Annotated in this window: 20 protein-coding genes; 15 read left to right on the forward strand and 5 right to left on the reverse strand. The window is 56.4% G+C overall.

What is annotated here, in order from left to right; translation table 11 throughout:
- Positions 1 to 239 precede the first annotated feature (239 nt).
- Complete coding sequence (gene recA / locus DSM25558_RS21500) at positions 240 to 1,328, forward strand: recombinase RecA (protein ID WP_045230325.1); 1,089 nt, start codon at positions 240 to 242, stop codon at positions 1,326 to 1,328.
- Between the two features lie 192 nt (positions 1,329 to 1,520).
- Entirely contained in the window at positions 1,521 to 4,184 is a 2,664-nt protein-coding gene (gene alaS / locus DSM25558_RS21505; RefSeq protein ID WP_077106724.1) for an alanine--tRNA ligase, read from the forward strand.
- 242 nt (positions 4,185 to 4,426) lie between these two features.
- Here alaS and DSM25558_RS21510 read toward each other — a convergent pair whose 3' ends face one another.
- Positions 4,427 to 5,056, reverse strand: coding sequence for a glutathione S-transferase family protein (locus tag DSM25558_RS21510; protein WP_077106725.1), 630 nt, complete (start codon positions 5,054 to 5,056; stop codon positions 4,427 to 4,429).
- Positions 5,057 to 5,188: 132 nt separating this feature from the next.
- Positions 5,189 to 6,403 carry an NADP-dependent isocitrate dehydrogenase gene (locus tag DSM25558_RS21515; RefSeq protein WP_067644213.1) on the reverse strand — a complete coding sequence of 405 codons (1,215 nt, stop codon included), beginning with the start codon at positions 6,401 to 6,403 and terminating at the stop codon, positions 5,189 to 5,191.
- A 212-nt stretch (positions 6,404 to 6,615) separates the two neighbouring features.
- Here DSM25558_RS21515 and DSM25558_RS21520 point away from each other — a divergent pair, with 212 nt between their 5' ends.
- From DSM25558_RS21520 to DSM25558_RS21560, 9 genes are all read left to right on the forward strand, one after another.
- Complete coding sequence (locus tag DSM25558_RS21520) at positions 6,616 to 7,149, forward strand: hypothetical protein (protein WP_077106726.1); 534 nt, start codon at positions 6,616 to 6,618, stop codon at positions 7,147 to 7,149.
- A gap of 76 nt (positions 7,150 to 7,225) precedes the next feature.
- Positions 7,226 to 8,056 (forward strand): RNA methyltransferase, encoded by an 831-nt coding sequence (locus DSM25558_RS21525; RefSeq protein WP_077106727.1) that lies wholly within the window; start codon positions 7,226 to 7,228, stop codon positions 8,054 to 8,056.
- Positions 8,037 to 8,864, forward strand: coding sequence for a glutamate racemase (gene murI, locus DSM25558_RS21530; RefSeq protein WP_077106728.1), 828 nt, complete (start codon positions 8,037 to 8,039; stop codon positions 8,862 to 8,864). Before DSM25558_RS21525 ends, murI begins: the two co-directional genes overlap by 20 nt.
- Positions 8,865 to 9,233: 369 nt before the next feature.
- A complete protein-coding gene (locus tag DSM25558_RS21535; protein ID WP_077106729.1) occupies positions 9,234 to 9,470 on the forward strand; it encodes a DUF1127 domain-containing protein in 237 nt (78 codons plus the stop codon).
- A gap of 73 nt (positions 9,471 to 9,543) precedes the next feature.
- Complete coding sequence (locus tag DSM25558_RS21540) at positions 9,544 to 10,059, forward strand: GNAT family N-acetyltransferase (protein ID WP_077106730.1); 516 nt, start codon at positions 9,544 to 9,546, stop codon at positions 10,057 to 10,059.
- Positions 10,060 to 10,140: 81 nt separating this feature from the next.
- Positions 10,141 to 10,773, forward strand: coding sequence for a LysE family translocator (locus tag DSM25558_RS21545; RefSeq protein ID WP_077106731.1), 633 nt, complete (start codon positions 10,141 to 10,143; stop codon positions 10,771 to 10,773).
- A 43-nt stretch (positions 10,774 to 10,816) separates the two neighbouring features.
- Positions 10,817 to 11,704 carry an EamA family transporter gene (locus tag DSM25558_RS21550; RefSeq protein ID WP_077106732.1) on the forward strand — a complete coding sequence of 296 codons (888 nt, stop codon included), beginning with the start codon at positions 10,817 to 10,819 and terminating at the stop codon, positions 11,702 to 11,704.
- Positions 11,705 to 11,829: 125 nt separating this feature from the next.
- The gene (locus tag DSM25558_RS21555) at positions 11,830 to 13,350 is read left to right on the forward strand and encodes a helicase HerA domain-containing protein (protein ID WP_077106752.1); all 1,521 of its coding nucleotides are present in this window, start codon (positions 11,830 to 11,832) and stop codon (positions 13,348 to 13,350) included.
- Between the two features lie 196 nt (positions 13,351 to 13,546).
- Positions 13,547 to 13,894 carry a hypothetical protein gene (locus DSM25558_RS21560; protein WP_077106733.1) on the forward strand — a complete coding sequence of 116 codons (348 nt, stop codon included), beginning with the start codon at positions 13,547 to 13,549 and terminating at the stop codon, positions 13,892 to 13,894.
- A 52-nt stretch (positions 13,895 to 13,946) separates the two neighbouring features.
- On the opposite strand, the gene DSM25558_RS21565 is transcribed toward DSM25558_RS21560, so the two are convergent.
- Positions 13,947 to 14,930, reverse strand: a complete 984-nt coding sequence (locus DSM25558_RS21565) for a TerC family protein (RefSeq protein ID WP_077106734.1) — start codon at positions 14,928 to 14,930, stop codon at positions 13,947 to 13,949.
- 450 nt (positions 14,931 to 15,380) lie between these two features.
- On the opposite strand from DSM25558_RS21565, the gene rpsD reads away from it, so the two are divergent.
- Entirely contained in the window at positions 15,381 to 15,998 is a 618-nt protein-coding gene (gene rpsD / locus DSM25558_RS21570; RefSeq protein ID WP_067643402.1) for a 30S ribosomal protein S4, read from the forward strand.
- Positions 15,999 to 16,176: 178 nt separating this feature from the next.
- Here the strand turns inward: rpsD and gph are convergent, their stop codons facing one another.
- Complete coding sequence (gene gph, locus DSM25558_RS21575) at positions 16,177 to 16,878, reverse strand: phosphoglycolate phosphatase (protein ID WP_077106735.1); 702 nt, start codon at positions 16,876 to 16,878, stop codon at positions 16,177 to 16,179.
- A gap of 191 nt (positions 16,879 to 17,069) precedes the next feature.
- Between gph and rpiA the strand changes: the two genes are divergently transcribed.
- The 3 genes from rpiA to gor all read left to right on the forward strand — a co-directional run bounded on the left by rpiA (position 17,070) and on the right by gor (position 19,880).
- Positions 17,070 to 17,768 (forward strand): ribose-5-phosphate isomerase RpiA, encoded by a 699-nt coding sequence (rpiA, locus tag DSM25558_RS21580; protein WP_077106736.1) that lies wholly within the window; start codon positions 17,070 to 17,072, stop codon positions 17,766 to 17,768.
- Positions 17,769 to 17,785: 17 nt separating this feature from the next.
- Positions 17,786 to 18,385, forward strand: coding sequence for a DUF2059 domain-containing protein (locus tag DSM25558_RS21585; protein WP_077106737.1), 600 nt, complete (start codon positions 17,786 to 17,788; stop codon positions 18,383 to 18,385).
- 106 nt (positions 18,386 to 18,491) lie between these two features.
- Positions 18,492 to 19,880, forward strand: coding sequence for a glutathione-disulfide reductase (gor, locus tag DSM25558_RS21590; RefSeq protein ID WP_077106738.1), 1,389 nt, complete (start codon positions 18,492 to 18,494; stop codon positions 19,878 to 19,880).
- Here gor and DSM25558_RS21595 read toward each other — a convergent pair.
- Positions 19,858 to 20,769, reverse strand: coding sequence for a LysR family transcriptional regulator (locus tag DSM25558_RS21595; RefSeq protein WP_077106739.1), 912 nt, complete (start codon positions 20,767 to 20,769; stop codon positions 19,858 to 19,860). The two genes, gor and DSM25558_RS21595, sit on opposite strands and share 23 nt — an antisense overlap.
- Between the last annotated feature and the right edge of the window lie 134 nt (positions 20,770 to 20,903).

Below are 20,903 nucleotides of genomic sequence, written 5' to 3' on the forward strand. Positions count from 1 at the left end.
TTCCTCTTCGGATCGGTGACAGTCGTTCCGATTCGTACATTTCGGGACTTGGAAATGGTATCGTATCAGCCATTTTTCTCACGAGTTGGAAAGAAAAACAAAAGTAGAACAAAGGACTTATCCATATTTGTTTTCAATATGATGATACCGGCTTGTGACATGAGAACAAATAAAGTACAAAACGGTCATAGAGAGCTTCATTGCCTGTGCGGCTTCAATAACCTAAAGGTGGTTTCCAGATGGCACAAAATTCTTTGCGTCTTGTAGAGGACAAAGCAGTGGATAAAAGCAAGGCACTGGAAGCGGCGCTTTCCCAGATCGAACGTTCGTTCGGCAAGGGATCGATCATGAAGCTCGGTTCCAATGAAAGTATCGTTGAGGTCGAGACCATTTCCACGGGGTCGCTCAGCCTCGATGTCGCACTTGGTATTGGCGGTCTGCCCAAGGGCCGTATCATTGAAATTTATGGACCTGAAAGCTCCGGTAAGACAACGCTCGCTTTGCAGACGATTGCGGAAGCGCAGAAAAAGGGCGGTATTTGCGCCTTCGTGGATGCCGAGCACGCGCTCGATCCGGTCTATGCCCGCAAGCTCGGCGTCGATCTCCACAATCTGCTGATTTCGCAGCCGGATACGGGTGAGCAGGCGCTTGAAATCACCGACACGCTGGTGCGCTCCGGTGCCGTTGATGTTCTCGTCATTGACTCCGTTGCGGCCCTGACGCCACGTGCGGAAATTGAAGGCGAAATGGGCGATAGCCTTCCGGGTCTTCAGGCTCGCTTGATGAGCCAGGCGCTGCGCAAGCTGACGGCATCGATTTCCAAGTCGAAGACCATGGTGATCTTCATCAACCAGATCCGTATGAAGATCGGCATCTCCTACGGTTCGCCGGAAGTAACGACGGGTGGTAACGCGCTGAAGTTCTATGCGTCGGTTCGTCTCGACATCCGCCGCATCGGTGCCGTCAAGGATCGTGAAGAAGTCGTGGGCAACCAGACACGCGTCAAGGTCGTCAAGAACAAGATGGCACCTCCCTTCAAGCAGGTCGAATTCGACATCATGTATGGCGAAGGCGTTTCCAAGACCGGCGAGTTGGTGGATCTGGGCGTGAAGGCCGGTCTGGTCGAAAAAGCGGGTGCATGGTTCTCCTACAAGAGCCAGCGTCTGGGGCAGGGGCGTGAAAACGCAAAAACCTTCCTCAAGGAAAACCCGGCCGTGGCGGAAGAGATCGAACTGGCACTGCGCCAGAACGCCGGATTGATTGCTGAAAAGTTCCTCCAGAATGGTGGACCTGAAGCGGACGCTGATGGTGTTGATCCCGACGCGTGATCTGTTGTTGCCGAGCGTAAAGTCAGGCAATATTTGAGCGTTTGAAGATCAAAGGTCGTGCGATTGTATCGCGCGGCCTTTATTTGTGTTGTAACCCCGCCCTCTTTGGCTGGACAGGCAGGGTGTCGGACGATAAAAGCCAGTGTTTTTTATGCTATGGCCGCGTGATCGCGTGGAAATGAAGGACTTCTTATGAGCGGTGTAAACGAGATCCGGTCGACCTTCCTCGACTACTTCAAGAAGAACGGTCACGAGATCGTGCCATCCAGCCCGCTCGTGCCACGCAACGACCCGACGCTGATGTTCACTAATGCTGGCATGGTTCAGTTTAAGAACGTTTTTACCGGGCTCGAAAGTCGTCCTTATTCCACGGCTGCGTCGTCGCAGAAATGCGTCCGCGCTGGCGGCAAGCATAACGACCTCGACAATGTCGGCTACACCGCCCGTCACCACACCTTCTTCGAAATGCTTGGTAACTTCTCCTTCGGTGACTACTTCAAGGAAGAGGCGATCACCCACGCCTGGAACCTGATCACCAAGGAGTTCGGTATCGACAAAAACCGTCTGCTGGTGACTGTTTATCATACCGACGACGAAGCCTTTAACCTGTGGAAGAAAATTGCCGGATTCTCCGATGATCGCATCATCCGCATTCCGACAAGTGACAATTTCTGGGCGATGGGCGATACCGGTCCTTGCGGCCCCTGTTCTGAAATCTTCTATGACCACGGCGACCATATCTGGGGCGGTCCTCCGGGCTCTGCTGATGAAGATGGTGACCGGTTCATCGAAATCTGGAACCTCGTCTTCATGCAGTATGAGCAGGTTTCGAAAGAGGAGCGCATCAACCTGCCGCGCCCATCCATCGATACCGGCATGGGACTGGAGCGTATTTCCGCGCTGCTTCAGGGCAAGCATGACAACTACGATACCGACCTTTTCCGCGCGCTAATTTCCGCCTCCGTCGAGGCCACTGGCGTTCCGGCGGAAGGTGAGAACCGCGCAAGCCACCGCATCATCGCCGATCACCTGCGCTCGACCGCCTTCCTCATCGCTGATGGCGTTTTGCCATCGAACGAAGGCCGCGGCTATGTTCTGCGCCGCATCATGCGCCGCGCCATGCGCCATGCTGAATTGTTGGGTTCGCGCGAACCGTTGATCTGGAAGCTGTTGCCAGCACTCATCCAGCAGATGGGCCGCGCCTATCCTGAACTGGTTCGTGCCGAAGCGCTGATTTCCGAAACGCTGAAGCTGGAAGAAACCCGTTTCCGCAAGACGCTGGCCCGTGGCCTGACCCTGCTTTCGGATGCGACGTCCACGCTCCATAAGGGCGATATGCTGGACGGCGAAACCGCTTTCAAGCTTCACGACACCTACGGCTTCCCGCTCGATCTGACGCAGGACGCGCTACGCGCCCGCGAAATCGGCGTGGATGTTTCAGGTTTCAATGACGCGATGGAGCGTCAGAAGGCTGAGGCCCGTTCGCATTGGACCGGATCCGGCGACAAGGCGACCGAGGCCGTCTGGTTCGAGCTCAAGGAAAAGCACGGCGCGACCGAGTTTCTGGGCTACGACACTGAGACCGCCGAAGGCGTGGTTCTGGCCATCGTCAAGGACGGTAAGTCTGTCGATAGCGCGGCTGACGGTGAAACCGTCCAGATCGTCGTCAACCAGACACCGTTCTACGGCGAATCCGGCGGCCAGATGGGCGATACCGGGATCATATCGTCCGACGAGGGTACCTTTACGGTCACCGATACGCACAAGAAGGGCGAGGGCCTGTTTGCGCATATCGGCTCTGTTTCGAAGGGTGGCATCAAGGTCGGCGACGAAGTGCAACTGACTGTCGATCACAACAGACGTTCGCGCTTGCGCGCCAATCACTCAGCCACGCACCTGTTGCATGAAGCGCTGCGCGAAGTTCTTGGCACCCACGTTGCCCAGAAGGGCTCGCTGGTGGCTCCTGAACGTCTGCGCTTTGACGTGTCTCACCCCAAGCCCATGTCGGCGGAGGAATTGAAGATCGTCGAGGACATGGCCAACGAGATCATTCTTCAGAATTCGCCGGTCGTCACCCGGCTGATGAGCGTCGATGACGCCATTGCCGAAGGTGCGATGGCGCTGTTTGGCGAGAAATATGGCGATGAAGTTCGCGTTGTATCGATGGGCACAGGCATTCACGGCGCAAAGGCCAACCGGCCTTACTCCGTCGAACTTTGCGGCGGCACGCATGTTGGGGCCACCGGCCAGATCGGTCTCGTGCGCGTTCTCGGCGATAGCGCCGTGAGCGCGGGCGTACGCCGTATCGAAGCCGTTACCGGTCCGGGCGCATTTGCTTACCTTGCCGAGCAGGACGAACGCGTCAAGGCGCTGGCATCGTCGTTGAAGGTTCAGCCCGCCGAGGTCCTGACCCGCGTTGAAAGCCTGATGGATGAACGCAAGAAGCTGGAACGCGAACTGGCAGACGCCCGCCGCAAGCTGGCCATGGGTGGCGGTTCAGCGGAAGGTTCTGCTGGCGACGTGAAAGACATTGGGGGTGTCAAGTTCCTTGCCAGATCGATGTCCGGTATCGATGCGAAAGACCTCAAGAGCCTTGCCGACGAAGCCAAGACCAGCCTGGGTTCCGGCGTCGTGCTGCTGATTGCCGTGTCCGACGATGGCAAGGCTAGCGCCGTTGCAGCCGTGACCGAAGACCTGACGGCGCGCTTCAGCGCAGTGGATCTCGTCCGCACCGCATCTGCTGCTCTCGGCGGCAAGGGCGGCGGTGGACGTCCCGACATGGCGCAGGCCGGTGGCCCTGACGGTGATAAGGCCGACGCGGCTATTGAAGCTGTGGCGGCGACGCTCGCTGGGTGAGTTGACGGGAGTGCTGGGGAAGCACCTCATGTCATGCAAAGTGCCGCAATGACGATGGAGGTGAGCCAGCATCACACCTGCCTCCGTCATTCCGGCCTTGAACCGGAATCCAGTCAGACCAAGTCCTTGGTCTGAAAGAACTCTTTTGGCCGCGCAGACGCGCGTCTACTGGACCCCGGATCAAGTCCGGGGTGACGACGGAAAGAAGTTCAGCTCGCCCCAATCGTCCTTCTTTTCCCGATTCATCCAGCGGCCTGTTGCGCCTTCACCGCGTCGTCATCCAATTGCGTTGCTCGCGCATAGGCCGGGCGATCTTGGACATCGGCGAGATAGTCCACAAAGCGCTGGCGCTTTTCGATTGAGCCGAAACGTAGACCAAAGCTGATTTGTGAGCCGATATAGACGTCAGCCGCCGTGAACTGATCTCCCGCTACATAGCGGTTGGCGTTGAGTGCGCGTTCCAGCGTATCCATGACATCGCCATACGCGCCACAGCCCGCCATGCGCTGCTTGTCGGGACCGATCTCAAAACCCATCGCTTTGGTAGTAACAGCCATTTCCAGCGGGCCAGCGGCATAGAAAAACCAGCGATAATAGGTTCCGCGATCCGTGATCGGCGGGGCGAGATTGGCCTGCGGGAATGCGTCTGCAAGGTAGGCGCAGATGGCTGCGCATTCCGTCACCACGGTGTCGTGGTGTTTGATGGCCGGTACTTTGCCCATCGGGTTGATAGCCTTGTAGGCTTCCGATTTCATGCCGTCGCCATCGTAGCCAAGATACTGCGTTTCGTAGGTCGCACCCACTTCTTCCAACATCCAGCGAACGATGCGGCCGCGCGACATAGGGTTGGTGTAGAATGTCAGTTCGCTCATGATGTCTCTCCCTCTATTTTCTGATTTCGAAATTGCATTGCGTCTGCGACGTAATCAAGACAGAGGCCATCCAGCCAAAAGAAAACCCGGCACGAAGGCCGGGTTTTCATGGTCAGTTGTAAAAGTCGCCAATCAGGCAGCCATTGCCTTCTTCAGGTTTTCATCGATCTTGTCGAGGAACGCCGTTGTGGAAAGCCAAGGCTGGTCCGGACCGATGAGCAGCGCCAGATCCTTGGTCATGTAACCGGCTTCGACCGTGTCGACGCAGACGGTTTCAAGCGTGGCTGCGAACTTCGCCAGTTCCGCATTGTCGTCCAGCTTGGCGCGGTGGGCAAGGCCACGGCTCCAGGCGAAGATCGATGCGATGGAGTTGGTCGAGGTTTCCTGCCCCTTCTGGTGCTGGCGGTAGTGACGCGTCACTGTGCCGTGCGCAGCTTCGGCTTCAACTGTGCGGCCATCTGGCGACAGAAGAACAGATGTCATCAGGCCGAGCGAGCCGAAGCCCTGCGCAACCGTATCGGACTGCACGTCGCCGTCGTAGTTCTTGCACGCCCAGACGTAACCACCAGACCATTTTAGAGCGGAGGCAACCATGTCGTCGATCAGGCGGTGCTCATAGGTGATGCCGACTTCGTCGAACTTCGCCTTGAATTCAGCCTGATAGATTTCTTCGAAGATGTCCTTGAAGCGACCGTCATAGGCCTTGAGGATCGTGTTCTTGGTGGACAGGTACACCGGCCACTTGCGCATCAGGCCGTAGTTCATGGATGCGCGGGCGAATTCGCGGATCGACTCATCCAGGTTGTACATGGCCATGGCAACGCCAGCGCCGGGCGCGTCGAACACGTCCTTTTCGATGACCTGACCGTCTTCACCAACGAACTTGATGGTCAGCTTGCCCTTGCCGGGGAACTTGAAGTCGGTTGCCTTGTACTGGTCACCGAAAGCGTGACGACCGACAACGATTGGCTTTGTCCAGCCTGGAACGAGGCGCGGCACGTTCTTGCAGATGATTGGTTCGCGGAAAATAACGCCGCCGAGAATGTTGCGGATCGTGCCGTTCGGGCTCTTCCACATCTGCTTGAGGTTGAATTCCTTGACGCGATCTTCGTCTGGGGTGATCGTCGCGCACTTGATGCCGACGCCATGCTTCTTGATGGCGTGAGCCGCATCGACCGTTACCTGGTCGTTGGTAGCATCGCGGTTTTCAACGGAAAGATCGTAATATTCGATATCGAGATCGAGGTATGGCAGGATCAGCTTGTCCTTGATGAGCTGCCAGATGATACGGGTCATTTCGTCGCCGTCGAGATCGACGACCGGATTGGCTACCTTGATCTTTGTCATGAATTCCTCACCTTCGAGAACGATTGCGCCGGGAGGGCGCGATATGCAGAAAATATCCCGTGGCGCTATAGCATCGTGAGCGCACAACGCAAAGCCATGCACATGCTTTTTTGGTCTTTCTAAAACAACTGGAAGCGCATTGCCAAAACCCAACGGCGAACTAAAGTCTGGCGAATCGCTTCAATCGGTCAGCTCTGCTTCGGGACATCATCATGCGGAAAATTCTGCTCGCCACCGCCGCTACTCTTCTTTTTTCCTGCAACGCCTTTGCGGCAGACCCGACAGAACCGGTCAAGAAGGTGATGGATATCACCGTCAAGAACTGGTCGGGCGAGGCGGATGACTGGAAGTACATTTTCGATGAGGATTTGCTGACCACGTTATTCAGCAAGCAGTTCGTGACGCAGTACCGTGAAGCTTCGAAGAAGCCGGCCTCCGACGTTGAAAACAGCGATAAGGGCGATCCGTTCGGTTATGATGTGGTCACCAATTCGCAAGATGGCTGCCCATTGCAGGACGTCACCATAGTACCTACACCGCCTAAAGACGGCGTGACAGACGTCACCGTGAAGTTCAAACTTTGGGCCTGCATGGATGAGGCCGAAATGAAGGCGACCGTCGATCAGGTGAATTTCGACGTCGTCGAGGAAGATGGCAAGCCTGTCATCAACGACATCCACCGTGTGGGTGACGAGGGCAGGGATTCGCTGCTTCAGGAAATGGCAAACATCATCAAGGGCGAATAATGCGGTCATCCGCTGCGCGTGCCTTTGATTTGTCCTGAAATCTATGCCAGTGAAGCCTAAAAATCGGAAGGCGAATATGGCAGGCACGAATAGCGAGCTTCAGCTTTTGGCAGAAGGCCCGGCGATCATTCTGGTCGAACCTCAACTGGGTGAAAACATCGGCATGGTGGCGCGTGCCATGGCCAATTTCGGTCTGGCCGAGCTGCGGCTGGTCAATCCGCGGGATGGCTGGCCAAGCGAGAAGGCACGCTCTGCGGCATCCAAGGCCGATCATGTCATCGATCGCACGCGGGTTTTCGACACGATCGAAGAAGCGACCGCCGATCTGCAATTCACCTATGCGACGACTGCGCGGGAGCGTTACGGTTTCAAGCCGGTGCGCGCGCCTGTGGTTGCTGCAGAAACCCTGCGTGCAAAATTCAAGTCCGGGGAAAAGACCGGCATTCTCTTCGGTCGTGAGCGTTGGGGCCTGACCAACGAAGAGGTCGCGCTGGCCGATGAGATCGTGACCTTTCCGGTCAATCCAGCCTTTGCCTCTTTGAACATTGCGCAAGCCGTGCTGCTGATGTCCTATGAGTGGATGAAGTCCAGCATGGAGGATTTGAGCGAAACCTTGTTTGAGCCTCTGGAGCAGCAACAGGCCACTAAAGAGCAGCTTTATGGGCTGTTCGACCAGTTGGAAGAGGCGTTGGACGCGCGGGGTTACTTCCGCCCAGAAGGCAAGAAGCAGCGCATGATCGAGAACCTGCGAGCCGTTCTGTCGCGCCGAGCGCTGACGTCGCAGGAAATCAGTGTATTGCGCGGCGTGTTCGGCACGTTCGACAAATACGGTCGGCAAACGCCGCGTGGCAGCAATGGTCCTTATGCCGAGGGGAGCACGAAGGAAGATGACGGCGATAACGCGTGATTCCGTAGACACACTCAAACCGGTGCTCCTTCTCGATAGCGGCATCGGTGGTTTGACCGTTCTGCGTGAGGCGAGGGTGCTGATGCCCGAGCGGAGCTTTATCTACGTCGCCGATGATGCTGGCTTTCCCTATGGCGGATGGGAAGAAAGCGCTCTGACGGAGCGGCTTCTTGCGCTGTTTAAGCAGTTGATCGAGACATACGACCCTGAAATCTGCATTGTTGCCTGCAACACGGCCTTTACGCTGGCAGGTGCCGCGCTCCGGGCAGAGTTTCCCAATATGACGTTTGTGGGCACCGTTCCAGCCATCAAACCGGCAGCAGAGCGCACCCGTTCCGGTCTCGTCTCGGTTCTGGCCACACCCGGCACTGTCAAGCGTGCCTATACGCGCGATCTCATCCAGTCCTTCGCCTCGCAATGCCATGTGCGCCTTGTGGGGTCTGAGAACCTTGCGCGCATGGCGGAAGCGTGGATCAGAGGCGAGCCAGTTTCCGATGATGCCGTTCTGGCGGAAATTTCGCCCTGCTTTATCGAGGAGGCGGGTCGGCGCACGGATATCGTCGTGCTGGCCTGTACGCATTATCCCTTCATGGCCAATGTCTTCCGCCGCCTTGCGCCATGGCCGGTGGATTGGCTGGACCCCGCAGAAGCGATTGCTCGGCAGGCGCGGCGAAAGGTTGAGCTGGTAGAGGGTGCAGAGCATCCGGAAGGTTTTGACGTGGCAATTTTCACATCCGGCCAGCCGGATTTCAACACGCGACGCCTGATGCAAGGCTTCGGCTTGAAAATCGTCGCGCCAACACGGTGAATGTTGCATTTTTACATCATTCTTGAATATCGGTTGCAATTCGAGATTGAACCTCTTGTCTTGCGAAAAAAGCTGTGGCACAAAACTCGGGCTCGCAACTCAAACATCAGGAGGCGTTTAATGACTATATTTATGCATACACGCCTTTCTGGCGCAGCACGTAAGATGGTGCCGGTCCTTACCGGAATTATTGTACCATCCTACCGATAAAGGTCCGCTAATCCGGCCTTTCTCTGCCTATAGGCATTTCACACACTAAACTCGTCGCAAATCGCCTCTGTCGTCGCATATCTGCGCGTCCGTCGCTTTTGCGCGTCTTTTCCATCACGAAAGGACCTGGTCGCTTGATCGCGCCAGGACGGATTTCCTATGTCTAATGAACAATCTTTGCGTGTAAATGATGTTTCGAAAGCAGTCGATGATCTGTTCCGGCATTTCGGTGTCTGGACAACATTCAAGGCCATGCTGGTCGTTGCCTGGAAACATCGGCAAACACGGCTGCATGTCTCGCACCTGTCGGATCATATGTTGCGTGACATCGGCCTTCCTGTCAGCAAATATCGGTCTGAAAAGCCGTTGATACCCCCCTGGGTCCCACGCTTTTGAGGGGATCGCCTCCTCGGCAGTCATTCTGCCGGGGAGGCTTTCAAGTGATGAAGCCGAAGTTTTGAGATGACCCATGCGGATTTCCATACACAAATTGTCGGCCTCAGACGCTAAGGATTATCGCGACCTTCGCCTGGAAGGCTTGGCTGCTCATCCGGAAGCCTTCGGAGCCTCGTTTGAGGATGAGGCCGTGTTGTCGGTCGATGATTTCGCTCAACGCCTCGAGCAGGGCAACGTTTTTGGCGCTCGCCGCACCGATACGAATGCTTTGGTGGGTGCTGTTGGCCTTCGCATCTCGACGGCCCCGAAGACCAGACATAAAGGCGCGATTTGGGGCATGTATGTGCGACCCGAGACGCGTGGCTCGGGCATCGGGGCAGCCCTTATCAAACACGCATTGGACTATCCCAAGCCGCTCGTTGAAGAGGTGACCATCATCGTCGGAGCATCGAATATTGCCGCCCACAAACTGTATATCAAGATAGGGTTTGAGCAGTATGGATTTGAACGGCGGGCGTTGAAAATCGGGCAAAGCTATTACGACGAGGTTCTGATGGCGGTGGTTCTCCATCCGCCCACCGGGCAGTGACGGCCTAAGGGTGACCGCTTCGATTGACATGCTTTCGACTTGGTGGCTTGCTCCGCATTATCATCACAAGGGGATATCATCATGCCGATTGAAAACTGGCTGGCCTTCGTGGCCGCTTCCGCCGTTATGCTCGCCATTCCCGGGCCGACGATCCTTCTGGTCATCTCCTATGCGCTTGGCCATGGCCGCAAGGCGAGTTCGGCGACGGTTGCCGGGGTGGCGTTGGGCGATTTTACCGCGATGACGGCGTCCATGCTAGGGCTGGGCGCGCTGCTGGCAACATCGGCCGCTCTGTTCACCGTGCTCAAATGGGTTGGTGCCGCCTATCTGATTTATCTCGGTATCAAGCTGTGGCGTGCGCCGGCGGGCGGCGAGGGAGCTCCAGAAAATGCTACGGCCAAGGAACGTCCGCTTAAAATCTTTCTTCACACCTATATCGTTACGGCTTTGAACCCGAAGAGCATCATCTTCTTCGTGGCGTTTCTGCCGCAGTTTTTGACGCCATCGCTGCCATTCTGGCCGCAGGTGATGATCTTCGAAGTGACGTTCCTTGTACTTGCCACCTGCAACGCGGCTCTTTATGGGTTGCTGGCAAGTGCGGCCCGCAATTCCATTCGCAAGCCAAAAGTCCAGCGCATAGTCAACCGTACGGGCGGCAGCCTGTTGATCGGGGCTGGCCTGCTGACCATGGGTTGGAAGCGCGCCGCCGGATAAAAACGCCGCAATCTCATGCGGCACCCGATTGGATAAAAACAAAATGGCAGTGCCGCATATCTTTCTCGCCCTCATCACCGTGTTTTTGTGGGGCTTCAACTTCGTCGTGATCAAGGTGGGCGTCATGGATATGCCGCCGTTGTTCCTGACGGCATTGCGGTACTTGTTTGCCGCTGTTCCACTGATCTTCTTCCTGCCGCGTCCCAAGGTCCCGTGGAAACATATGGTCGTCTACGGCATGGTCATGGGCTGCGTGCAGTTCGGGCTTTTGTATACTGCCATCAAGTGGGGGCTGCCCGCCGGGTTGGCGTCGCTGGTCATGCAATCGCAAGCGTTTTTCACCATGGCATTGGCGGTAACGCTGCTGGGTGAAATCCCGCTGAAATCGCATATTGCAGGTGCCGCAGTTGCCTTCGGCGGCTTGGCCGTCATTGGTCTTGAGCGCCTGAACATTACCGCCATGGTGCCGCTTCTGATGAGCGTGGGCGCAGCATTCAGCTGGGCTATCGGCAATATCGTCAATCGCAAGGCAGGCCGCGTCAATGCCGTGTCCTTCATCGCCTGGACCAGCCTTGTGCCGGTGCTGCCGCTTATCATCCTGTCGTTGGTGCTCGAAGGCCCTCAAGCCATCGCAGACGGGCTTGCTCTTGCGTCGCCGATGACAGCTATGGTGGTAATCTACATGGCTTATGGCGCAACCATCATTGGCGCCAGTATCTGGAGCTATTTGCTATCCCGCTATCCGGCGGGAACGGTCGCACCCTTTTCGTTGCTGGTGCCGATCGTCGGGTTTGTGGGTGCGTACTTCGCTTTCAATGAGGAAATAACGCTGTTTGAAGTCATTGGCAGCAGCCTTGTCGTTGCAGGTCTGGCGCTCAACGTTTTTGGCAGGCGTATTTCTTTTGCAGGTTTGCGGTCCGCGCGTTCGTAATGTTCAATTCCCTGTGCATTGTCTTTATCAGGCAGGGAAATGACCGAAAATTTTGCTAAAGGACGTGTTCGCCGTCTTCTCGGAGAATCGGCCATATCCATTCACAGTGCAGGGAAGCTTTGACATTGCAGGTCGGTATCGACATGGGAACTCTATCGGGCGGGCAGGCGGCCAAGCTCGATATAGAGGAATTGCTTGCCACGCGTCTGCTGGTTCAGGGCAATTCCGGTTCTGGTAAATCACATCTGCTGCGTCGCTTGCTGGAACAATCCGCCCCATGGGTGCAGCAGGTCATCATCGACCCCGAAGGCGATTTCGTTACGCTGGCCGATAAGTTTGGGCATGTCGTGGTGGATGGCGAGCGCACGGAAGGTGAACTCGCGGGCATCGCCAACCGTATTCGCCAGCACCGCGTTTCCTGCGTTCTGACGCTTGAGGGGTTGGATGTAGAGCAGCAGATGCGCGCCGCCGCCGCTTTCCTCAACGGCCTGTTCGATGCTGACAGAGAGTTCTGGTATCCGGTTCTCGTCGTCGTGGACGAAGCGCAGATGTTTGCTCCATCAGTGGCAGGCGAGGTGACGGAAGACGCGCGCAAGATGTCGCTGGGTGCCATGACCAACCTCATGTGCCGTGGCCGAAAGCGCGGTCTGGCAGGCGTTATCGCCACGCAGCGTCTGGCAAAGCTTGCCAAGAACGTCGCCGCCGAAGCCTCCAACTTTCTGATGGGCCGCACCTTCCTCGACATCGATATGGCGCGCGCCGCTGACCTGCTCGGCATGGACCGCCGTCAGGCCGAGATGTTCCGCGATCTTCAGCGCGGCAACTTCGTGGCACTCGGACCGGCGCTGTCGCGTCGTCCGCTGCCCATCATCATTGGTGCAGTGGAAACATCGGCGCGTTCGTCTTCGCCAAAGCTGATGCCGCTGCCCGATTCGCCGCAGGACGTGGAAGACCTGATTTTCACGCCCGACCCGGAAGAATTTACGCGCGGCCCCGTGCGCCGCACGCCGCCTGCACCGCGCCCGACGACGGATATTCTGGCGGAGCTTTCGCGCTCCACGCCGGCCATCGGTGGGCCGGAGCCGCAACAACAGCCGCAGCGCAGCAGCCAGCCGGATATGTCACCGGAAGAGCGGACCGAGAAGATTTCGGCCGTACTTTCAGAAATCATGGACGATCCCCAATCGGCCTATCGCACCGATGCTGTTCTCTATCAGGAGTTTCTGGTGCGCGCCCGCATGCGCCGCATTCCCGGTACGCCGATGGCGCTTTCTGAATTCCGCCGTCAGGTGGCGATTACACGTTCGGGCGTTGATGTGGAAATGGCGGCGAGCGAGGACTGGCAGAAGGCGCTGGAGCTTTCAAAGAACGTCTCCGACGATCTGCAGGGTGTTTTCCTGCTTCTGGTCAAGGCTGCACTAGCGCAAGAGCCTTGCCCGTCCGATGCGCGTATCGCCCGCGCCTATGGCACGCATTCCGCACGCCGCGCTCGCATGCTGCTTGGCTATTTCGAGGAAAAAGAACTCGTCGTCGTCCACGCCGATTTCTCCGGCAAGCGCATCGTAGCGTTTCCTGATCTCGACGCCAAAACCGCACCCGGCGATGCAGATGCGGCTGATGATGTTGTTAAGCTGGCGGCTGAATAGTCTTTGTTATCAGGTGCTGCACCGGAGGCGGACAACAGATGACAACGAGCGAACAAAAATTTAATGCTATTTTTGATTGCATTAAATTATTTCACTACCTTAAATTGACTCAACTCACTCGGAGTGGAACAACTGTAGGCGGCAAGAGAGACGTTCTTGCTGTTCAACAGTGGAAACCATTTGAGGAGAATGAGCTATGTCTGCTGCTCGTAGCACGATTTGGACGATAACGAACGCCACCGACTCCGATTGGTCGTTGTCTTCTTCAACTCTCAATCACGGAGTTTGGGCATCCAACCCGCCACAGACGATCAAGGCAGGAGCAACTGCTTCTTTTACAGCGGAATCCAACGGTGTCGCGACAGGCGACGAAGGCACCGTCGTTTATTCGTTCAGTGGTGGTTCGGCCAGCTTCTATTTCGATAATCCGTTTTTTGGTTCCGATGATTATACTGTTGCGGTTCCGCCAGGCTATGATCAGAACAGCAACCAACAGACCGGGAACACTCAGGTTCTGACGACACGCGTCTTCAAGACAAGCTAACACAGAACGGGCGCGGCTTTTGCCGCGCCCGTCAACGTCCAGAGGCTTTGTATTACTCGACGGCCTTCGTTTCCTTGCGCGTCGCCAGCAGAGAGCCGACAACACCTGTCACAAGAATTGCGACGGTCACACCCAGCGATACGGCAGGCGGTATTTTCGCGATGCCCAGCATATCCGCCAGAAAGATTTTCGAGCCGACGAAAACCAGAACCGCAGCCAGCGCATATTTCAGATACGCAAAGCGGTGGATCAGCGCAGCCAGCGCGAAGTAGAGCGCACGTAGGCCAAGGATCGCGAAGATGTTCGACGTGTAGACGATGAACGGGTCCGTGGTGATCGCGAAGATCGCCGGAATCGAATCGACCGCGAAGATAAGGTCGGCAATTTCCACCATGATCAGCGCAAGGAAGAGCGGCGTGACGAAGGTCTTCAGCTTGCCGGTCTTTTCATCGACTTCCTTCACGATGAATTTTTCGCCGTGCAGGGCATTCGTCACTGGCAGATGACGACGCAGGAACTTCAATATCTTGTTGTTGCCGATGTCGTTTTCATCATGGTCCGAGGAAAACAGCATTTTGAGGCCGGTAAAGACCAGAAACGCTGCAAAAATATAAAGGACCCAATGGAAGTTTTCGACGATCGCCGCACCTGCTGCAATCATGATGCCGCGCAGAACGATCACACCCAGAATACCCCAGAGCAGCACGCGGTGCTGATACTGGCGGGGAATGGCGAAGTAGGAGAAGATCATGGCGATGATGAAGATATTGTCCATCGCCAGACTTTTTTCGACCACGAAGCCGGTGACGTATTCCATCGCCGATTGCTGACCGGACTGGTACCAGATCCAGCCACCGAAGGCCAAGCCGATACCGATATAGAATGTGGACATCAGCATGCTTTCGCGAATGCCGATTTCCTTGGAGTTCTTATGCAGAACACCCAAGTCGAGGGCCAGAAGACCCAACACGAGGGAAATGAAGACGGCCCACATCCATGTGGGCGTGCCGAGAAAATCCGAGAAGAGGAATTCCATGAGTCAACCTTTAGCCGGACGAGGTTGGCTTTACGGATGGGGAACGTATGACAGAAATAAACGTGGCCCCAACCTTTAAAAACTCGACATCGCGTATTGTCCGGTAATACGCCAGAGGGGCCCGAGTTCTGATCACGGACGGGAAATAATGTGGCGCAACTGCATTTCAAGGGTGATAGCAATAAAAAATGAGATAGGCGTGTTTGACAAATTTGTGAGATGTGTCTAGAAGCCGCTAAACACCGGGCAGCAATGCTCGGTGTATTTAGTTGGTTGTCCTGTGGTTCTTGAACGACGTTCGGCAATCGACATCACCGACATGTCCCGTGGCTTCTCCGTACGCAAATGTGAGAAACCTGTCAGAGGTCCTAAAACGGGATCTCAGAGGAGGGCGTGTTTCCTTGATCCGGCTTGGCAACAAACCGGTGTAACGTTCTGAAAGGAAATACGATGAGCAAGCGCGAATCGTCTAAGTATAAAATTGACCGCCGCATGGGCGAAAATATCTGGGGTCGTCCTAAGTCCCCAGTAAACCGTCGCGAATACGGCCCAGGCCAGCACGGTCAGCGCCGCAAGGGCAAGATGAGCGACTTCGGCACGCAGCTGCGCGCCAAGCAGAAGCTCAAGGGCTACTACGGTGAAGTCCGTGAAAAGCAGTTCCGCGCAACCTACGACGAAGCAAACCGTCGCAAGGGTGACACATCCGAGAACCTGATCGGTCTGCTCGAGTCCCGTCTGGACGCGATCGTATACCGCGCAAAGTTCGTTCCGACCGTTTTCGCTGCTCGCCAGTTCGTCAACCATGGCCACGTCACGGTTAACGGCGTTCGCGTCAACATCGGTTCTTACCGTTGCAAGCCAGGCGATGTTGTTGAGGTTCGTCAGAAGTCCAAGCAGCTCGTAACCGTTCTCGAAGCCGTTGCTCTCGCAGAGCGTGACGTTCCTGACTACGTCGAAGTTGACCACAACAAGATGGTCGCGACATTCGTTCGCGTTCCTGCTCTTGCTGACGTGCCATACGCCGTCGTCATGGAACCACACCTCGTGGTCGAATTCTACTCGCGTTAATCTGCCCGTAGCATCCATTGAAAAAGCCGCCTTTCGGGGCGGCTTTTTTGTTTGTGGATTTCGCGTTTTACTCAACGTCATCCTAGGGCTTGTCCCTAGGATCTAACCACGTTGAATGTTGGGGTTCGTTAGATCCTAGGGACAAGCCCTAGGATGACGAAATAGAGGTTGCGCTCTGTCAACCCGCCGCCACGCCCTTCGCTATCAACCGCTCGATCAGCGCGGCATTCAGCTCGTCATAGCTGTCGATCACCACATCAGGTCCAAGCTCAGCCATGGGCACATCCGTATAGCCGAACGTGACGCCAACGGATGGAATGTTGGCGTTCTTGGCGGAGGCGATGTCGTTCAGGCTATCGCCGACCATCACGCTCTTGGCGATGTCGCCGCCTGCCTTTTCGATTGTGCCGGTGATGTGGCGGGCATCGGGCTTGCGCCACTCGAACGTATCGCCACAGGTAACCGCCGCAAAATGGTGGCTGAGGCCGAGTTTCTTCAGCAGTGGAATTGCAAGAACCGTCGTTTTATTGGTGCAGACAGCCAGTGTGAAACCGGCTGCTGTCAATCTGTCGAGCGCCGATACGATGCCGGGGTAGGGCACACTCTGCCCAGGCATCTGTTCGAGGTAATGGGCGAGAAAGCGCTCGTAGAGCGGCTCCAGATCGGCGTCGGAAAGCTCCTTGTTGCGCAAGGCGAAAGCTCGCTTGATCATGACGCGCGCGCCATGGCCGACAAGATGCTTGAGGTCTGCATAGGTCGTCGGTGCAAGACCGGCTGCGGCGATGGCGTAATTCAGACTGTCGATGAGATCGGGGGCGGTGTCGACCAGTGTGCCGTCGAGATCGAATATGACGAGGGGAGATGTCAAGGAATGCCTCATGATGAACTGACTATGTCCGCCAAGGCTAAGCAAAGGCGCGGGCTTTTGCAACGAAACCTTTGGACGGTTGCTTGTCGCTATTCGAAAGGGCTTCCGTTTGCTATTCGACCCGTGTAAACAGCACGCCAGCATGGGGTCCGAAAGCCGGATCGACGCGCTTATCGAGTTAGCACACCGGAGTTTGCAGCCGAATGGATGCCCGCCAAATGAAGATCAAGGCCGCAGAAGCGGCGTTGTCCTATGTCGAAGACGGAATGCGTCTCGGCATTGGTACGGGTTCCACGGCCGAGGAATTCGTCAGGCTTCTCGCGGAAAAAGTATCCGCTGGCCTCAGAGTTCAAGGCGTTCCGACGTCAGAGCGCACCGCACGCCTGTGCGTTGAGCTGGGCGTTCCACTGAAGTCGCTGGACGAGTTGCCGGAACTGGATTTGACCATTGATGGTGCGGACGAGGTCGACCATGGCCTGCGTCTCATCAAAGGCGGCGGCGGTGCTTTGTTGCGCGAAAAGATCGTCGCGGCCGCATCGTCTCGCGTCATTGTGATCGCGGATCAGACCAAGGTCGTGGAAACACTTGGTGCGTTCCCTCTGCCCATCGAGATAAACATTTTCGGCCAGGTCGCAACCTGTATCGCAATCGAAAAACTGGCCGCAAAGCTGGGTCTTGTGGGCGATTTGAAGCTGCGTTCTCTGGAAGACGGTCCCTTCAAAACGGACGGTGGACACCTCATTTTCGACGCATCTTTTGGCCGTATTCCTGATGCAGAAGCACTGGCACGCGAGCTGAACACCATACCCGGTGTTGTCGAGCACGGACTTTTCATTAATCTGGCATCGCTTGCCATTATCGCCGGGCCTGATGGCGCCCGCGTAATGCAGGCGAAAATATAACAGGAGCGAGAGATTTCATGATCAAACTTGCGGGACTAGGCAAAGCTGCCGCTGCTTCGATCCTCATTTCCGGTATCGTATTCGGCACTGCCGTTCGCGCACAGGAAATCACGGAAGAGCATATCGCTGCTGCAAAGCAGGCTATTGGTACGCTTGGTGTGACCGACCGTTTCGATGACATTCTGCCGGGTCTGGCAGAACGTTTGAAGGCCGAACTTATTCAGGCTTCGCCGAACGTTCAGGACGCGATCACCGCGACCGTCGATACAAAGGCGCTGGAACTTGCTCCGCGCCGCGCCGATCTGGAGCGTGAAGCTGCCCTGACCTATGCGCGGGCTTTCTCGCTGGACGAGCTGAAGGCGATCTCCGCTTTCTACGGCAGCGAAGCAGGCAAGAAGTTGCTGAAGGATGGCCCGATTGCGACCCGCGAACTGATGAAGGCTGCCGATATCTGGGCCGCTGGCATCAACCGCGATCTCAACACATCCAGCATGACCGAGCTTCAGAAGGTTGCCGGCGCTGATCTCCAGCCGCTTCCAGCCAACAATTCCAACGTCGGTGGTGCACCGGGTGCATCCGCAGCGCCTGCACCGGCACCTGCAAAGCCCAAGCCCTGATCTTTTGATCTAGCTTCAGAATTATTCAAAGCCCGGATTAAACTCCGGGCTTTTCATTTATGCGGCGCAGCACCTATATGAGTGCGACACCATCAGAGGCTGATCCATGACAACTTATGACTATGACCTTTTCGTTATCGGAGGCGGCTCCGGCGGCGTTCGTAGCGCCCGTGTGGCAGCTTCGCTCGGCAAACGCGTCGGTATTGCAGAAGAATACCGCTATGGCGGAACCTGCGTCATAAGAGGCTGCGTGCCTAAGAAGCTGTTTGTTTACGCTTCACAATATCCCGAACATTTCGAAGACGCTGCGGGCTATGGCTGGACGGTCGGCAAAAGCACATTCGACTGGAAGAAGCTGATTGCCGCCAAGGACAAGGAAATCGAGCGTCTGGAAGGCCTCTATCGCAAGGGTCTTGAAAACGCCAAGGCCGACATCTTCGATAGCCGCGCCGAACTGGTGGATGCTCACACCGTCAAGCTTACGAAAACCGGGCAGACTGTTACGGCAGAGCGTATCGTGATTGCCGTTGGCGGCACACCAAATCCGCATGTCTCCTTGCCCGGCTACGAGTTGACGATTTCGTCCAACGAGGCTTTCCATCTGGATGAGCTGCCGAAATCGATACTGATTGCGGGCGGCGGTTACATTGCGGTGGAGTTTGCCAATATTTTCCACGGTCTGGGTGTCGAAACCACACTGATCTATCGCGGCAAGGAAATCCTGTCGCGCTTCGACAGAGACATGCGTGAAGGCCTGCATGAGGCAATGGCTGCCAAGGGTATCCGCATTCTTCTCGAAGACGTTATTCAGGAGGTCAGCAAGGACGGAGCCGACGGTTTCGTTGCGCGCACCAAGCAGGGCCATTCCCTCAATGTCGGCTTGGTGATGCTGGCACTGGGGCGCGATCCGAACACGCAAGGTCTTGGCCTTGAAAATGCTGGCGTTGCCGTCAATGAGAAGGGTGCTATCATCGTCGACGATTACTCGCGCACCAACGTGCCAAGCATCTTCGCGCTGGGCGATGTCACCGACAGGGTGCAATTAACGCCAGTCGCCATCCACGAAGCGATGTGCTTCATCGAAACCGAGTTCAAGAACAACCCAACGAAGCCGGATCACCATCTGATTGCGACGGCGGTGTTCTCTCAGCCGGAAATCGGCACGGTCGGTATTTCCGAGGAAGAGGCAGCTGCTAAATTCGAGGAGATAGAGGTCTACCGCGCGCAGTTCCGCCCCATGAAGGCTACGCTTTCCGGCCGTACGGAAAAGACGACCATGAAGCTCATCGTCAATGCCGCAGACCGCAAGGTCGTCGGTGCGCATATTCTGGGGCATGATGCTGGCGAGATGGCGCAGCTTCTGGGCATCACGCTAAAAGCTGGCTGCACCAAGGACGACTTCGATGCCACCATGGCGGTGCATCCAACGGCATCAGAAGAGGTGGTGACGATGTATACGCCGAGTTACCGGATCAAGAACGGTGAAAGGGTATAACCGAGCTATCGCTTCGGTCTTCCCGGACGTCTGACGTGCCACCAAAAAGAGCCTCGTTGCGCTTCAACAGCGCAGCGAGGCGGTCTATCAGAAGCCTCATTTCCGGAGCGTGACGGTCATCGTCGTTGACGGTGAGCCATAGCGGGAGAGACAATTCTTCGATTGTCTCTCCATCGCGGACTAGACCTGGCATCGCGTCTCCCAGAAATGACGGCAAGATGCCGATTCCAGCGCCGCTGGCAATCAGCTTCGGCAGCAATTCCGGCGCATTGGTCCAGGTGTGGATCACGGCCTCGTGATTGCGGAACACCCATTTTTCCGCATCTGACACGGCCACTTCGGTCCCGATTGATATCCACGGCATGTCATTGCGGACGGGAAGGTGGGCAGCGCGGTACGCATGATACGTCATCGTCACCGATTTGCGGACGGCGAAATTTCCGTTTTTGGGTGCCGTGTCGAAAATCGCCACCATACCGCGGCGAAACGTCAGGTCCTCATCGTCACCGATGCGTTTGCAACACAAACGAAACGCGTCTTGTGGGCCACGCAAGGCGGCGGCGTTATCCGCCACGAAACCCATCAGCCAGATATTGCTCGCCACGGAGACGATGGGCAGTGAAAAAGCGTCGCCATGCCATTGGCTGATATCCAATGCCATCTTCTGCATGGATACCACACGCTCGAACAAGGTGACACCATCTGGCGCGAGCCGGTAGCCTTGTGGACTCCGTGTAAAAAGCGTCCGGCCCATCGACCGCTCGAGAAGCAACATCCTGCGCCCGATTGTCGGCGCGCTGATGCCGGTCGAGCTCGCGGCACCGGCCAGGCCACCCTGCGAGGCCACGATATGGAAGAGCTTGAGATCGTCCCAATTCACGTCTTTCATGACAACCATCCTCGCTGATGACGGACATTATACGCAAAGGCAGCAGCCGGTGCACCGTGCAAGACTGAAATACCCGTTTCAGTGGTGCGTCTATGACGTGCGTACATCTGGCCATACCTCTTTGATATCAAAAC

It is taken from the genome of Agrobacterium sp. DSM 25558 (genome assembly GCF_900100825.1).
Classification (GTDB): domain Bacteria; phylum Pseudomonadota; class Alphaproteobacteria; order Rhizobiales; family Rhizobiaceae; genus Agrobacterium.

Excerpts from the sequence above, each read along its gene's own strand:
- murI (WP_077106728.1), top strand. The coding sequence starts at position 8,037 with ATGACGGCGATAACGCGTGATTCCGTAGACACACTCAAACCGGTGCTC.
- DSM25558_RS21535 (WP_077106729.1), top strand. The coding sequence starts at position 9,234 with ATGTCTAATGAACAATCTTTGCGTGTAAATGATGTTTCGAAAGCAGTC.
- DSM25558_RS21515 (WP_067644213.1), bottom strand. The coding sequence starts at position 6,403 with ATGACAAAGATCAAGGTAGCCAATCCGGTCGTCGATCTCGACGGCGAC.
- DSM25558_RS21550 (WP_077106732.1), top strand. The coding sequence starts at position 10,817 with ATGGCAGTGCCGCATATCTTTCTCGCCCTCATCACCGTGTTTTTGTGG.
- DSM25558_RS21595 (WP_077106739.1), bottom strand. The coding sequence starts at position 20,769 with ATGAAAGACGTGAATTGGGACGATCTCAAGCTCTTCCATATCGTGGCC.
- DSM25558_RS21520 (WP_077106726.1), top strand. The coding sequence starts at position 6,616 with ATGCGGAAAATTCTGCTCGCCACCGCCGCTACTCTTCTTTTTTCCTGC.
- DSM25558_RS21540 (WP_077106730.1), top strand. The coding sequence starts at position 9,544 with ATGCGGATTTCCATACACAAATTGTCGGCCTCAGACGCTAAGGATTAT.
- DSM25558_RS21510 (WP_077106725.1), bottom strand. The coding sequence starts at position 5,056 with ATGAGCGAACTGACATTCTACACCAACCCTATGTCGCGCGGCCGCATC.
- gor (WP_077106738.1), top strand. The coding sequence starts at position 18,492 with ATGACAACTTATGACTATGACCTTTTCGTTATCGGAGGCGGCTCCGGC.
- DSM25558_RS21565 (WP_077106734.1), bottom strand. The coding sequence starts at position 14,930 with ATGGAATTCCTCTTCTCGGATTTTCTCGGCACGCCCACATGGATGTGG.
- rpiA (WP_077106736.1), top strand. The coding sequence starts at position 17,070 with ATGGATGCCCGCCAAATGAAGATCAAGGCCGCAGAAGCGGCGTTGTCC.
- recA (WP_045230325.1), top strand. The coding sequence starts at position 240 with ATGGCACAAAATTCTTTGCGTCTTGTAGAGGACAAAGCAGTGGATAAA.
- alaS (WP_077106724.1), top strand. The coding sequence starts at position 1,521 with ATGAGCGGTGTAAACGAGATCCGGTCGACCTTCCTCGACTACTTCAAG.
- gph (WP_077106735.1), bottom strand. The coding sequence starts at position 16,878 with ATGAGGCATTCCTTGACATCTCCCCTCGTCATATTCGATCTCGACGGC.
- DSM25558_RS21545 (WP_077106731.1), top strand. The coding sequence starts at position 10,141 with ATGCCGATTGAAAACTGGCTGGCCTTCGTGGCCGCTTCCGCCGTTATG.
- DSM25558_RS21525 (WP_077106727.1), top strand. The coding sequence starts at position 7,226 with ATGGCAGGCACGAATAGCGAGCTTCAGCTTTTGGCAGAAGGCCCGGCG.
- rpsD (WP_067643402.1), top strand. The coding sequence starts at position 15,381 with ATGAGCAAGCGCGAATCGTCTAAGTATAAAATTGACCGCCGCATGGGC.
- DSM25558_RS21585 (WP_077106737.1), top strand. The coding sequence starts at position 17,786 with ATGATCAAACTTGCGGGACTAGGCAAAGCTGCCGCTGCTTCGATCCTC.
- DSM25558_RS21560 (WP_077106733.1), top strand. The coding sequence starts at position 13,547 with ATGTCTGCTGCTCGTAGCACGATTTGGACGATAACGAACGCCACCGAC.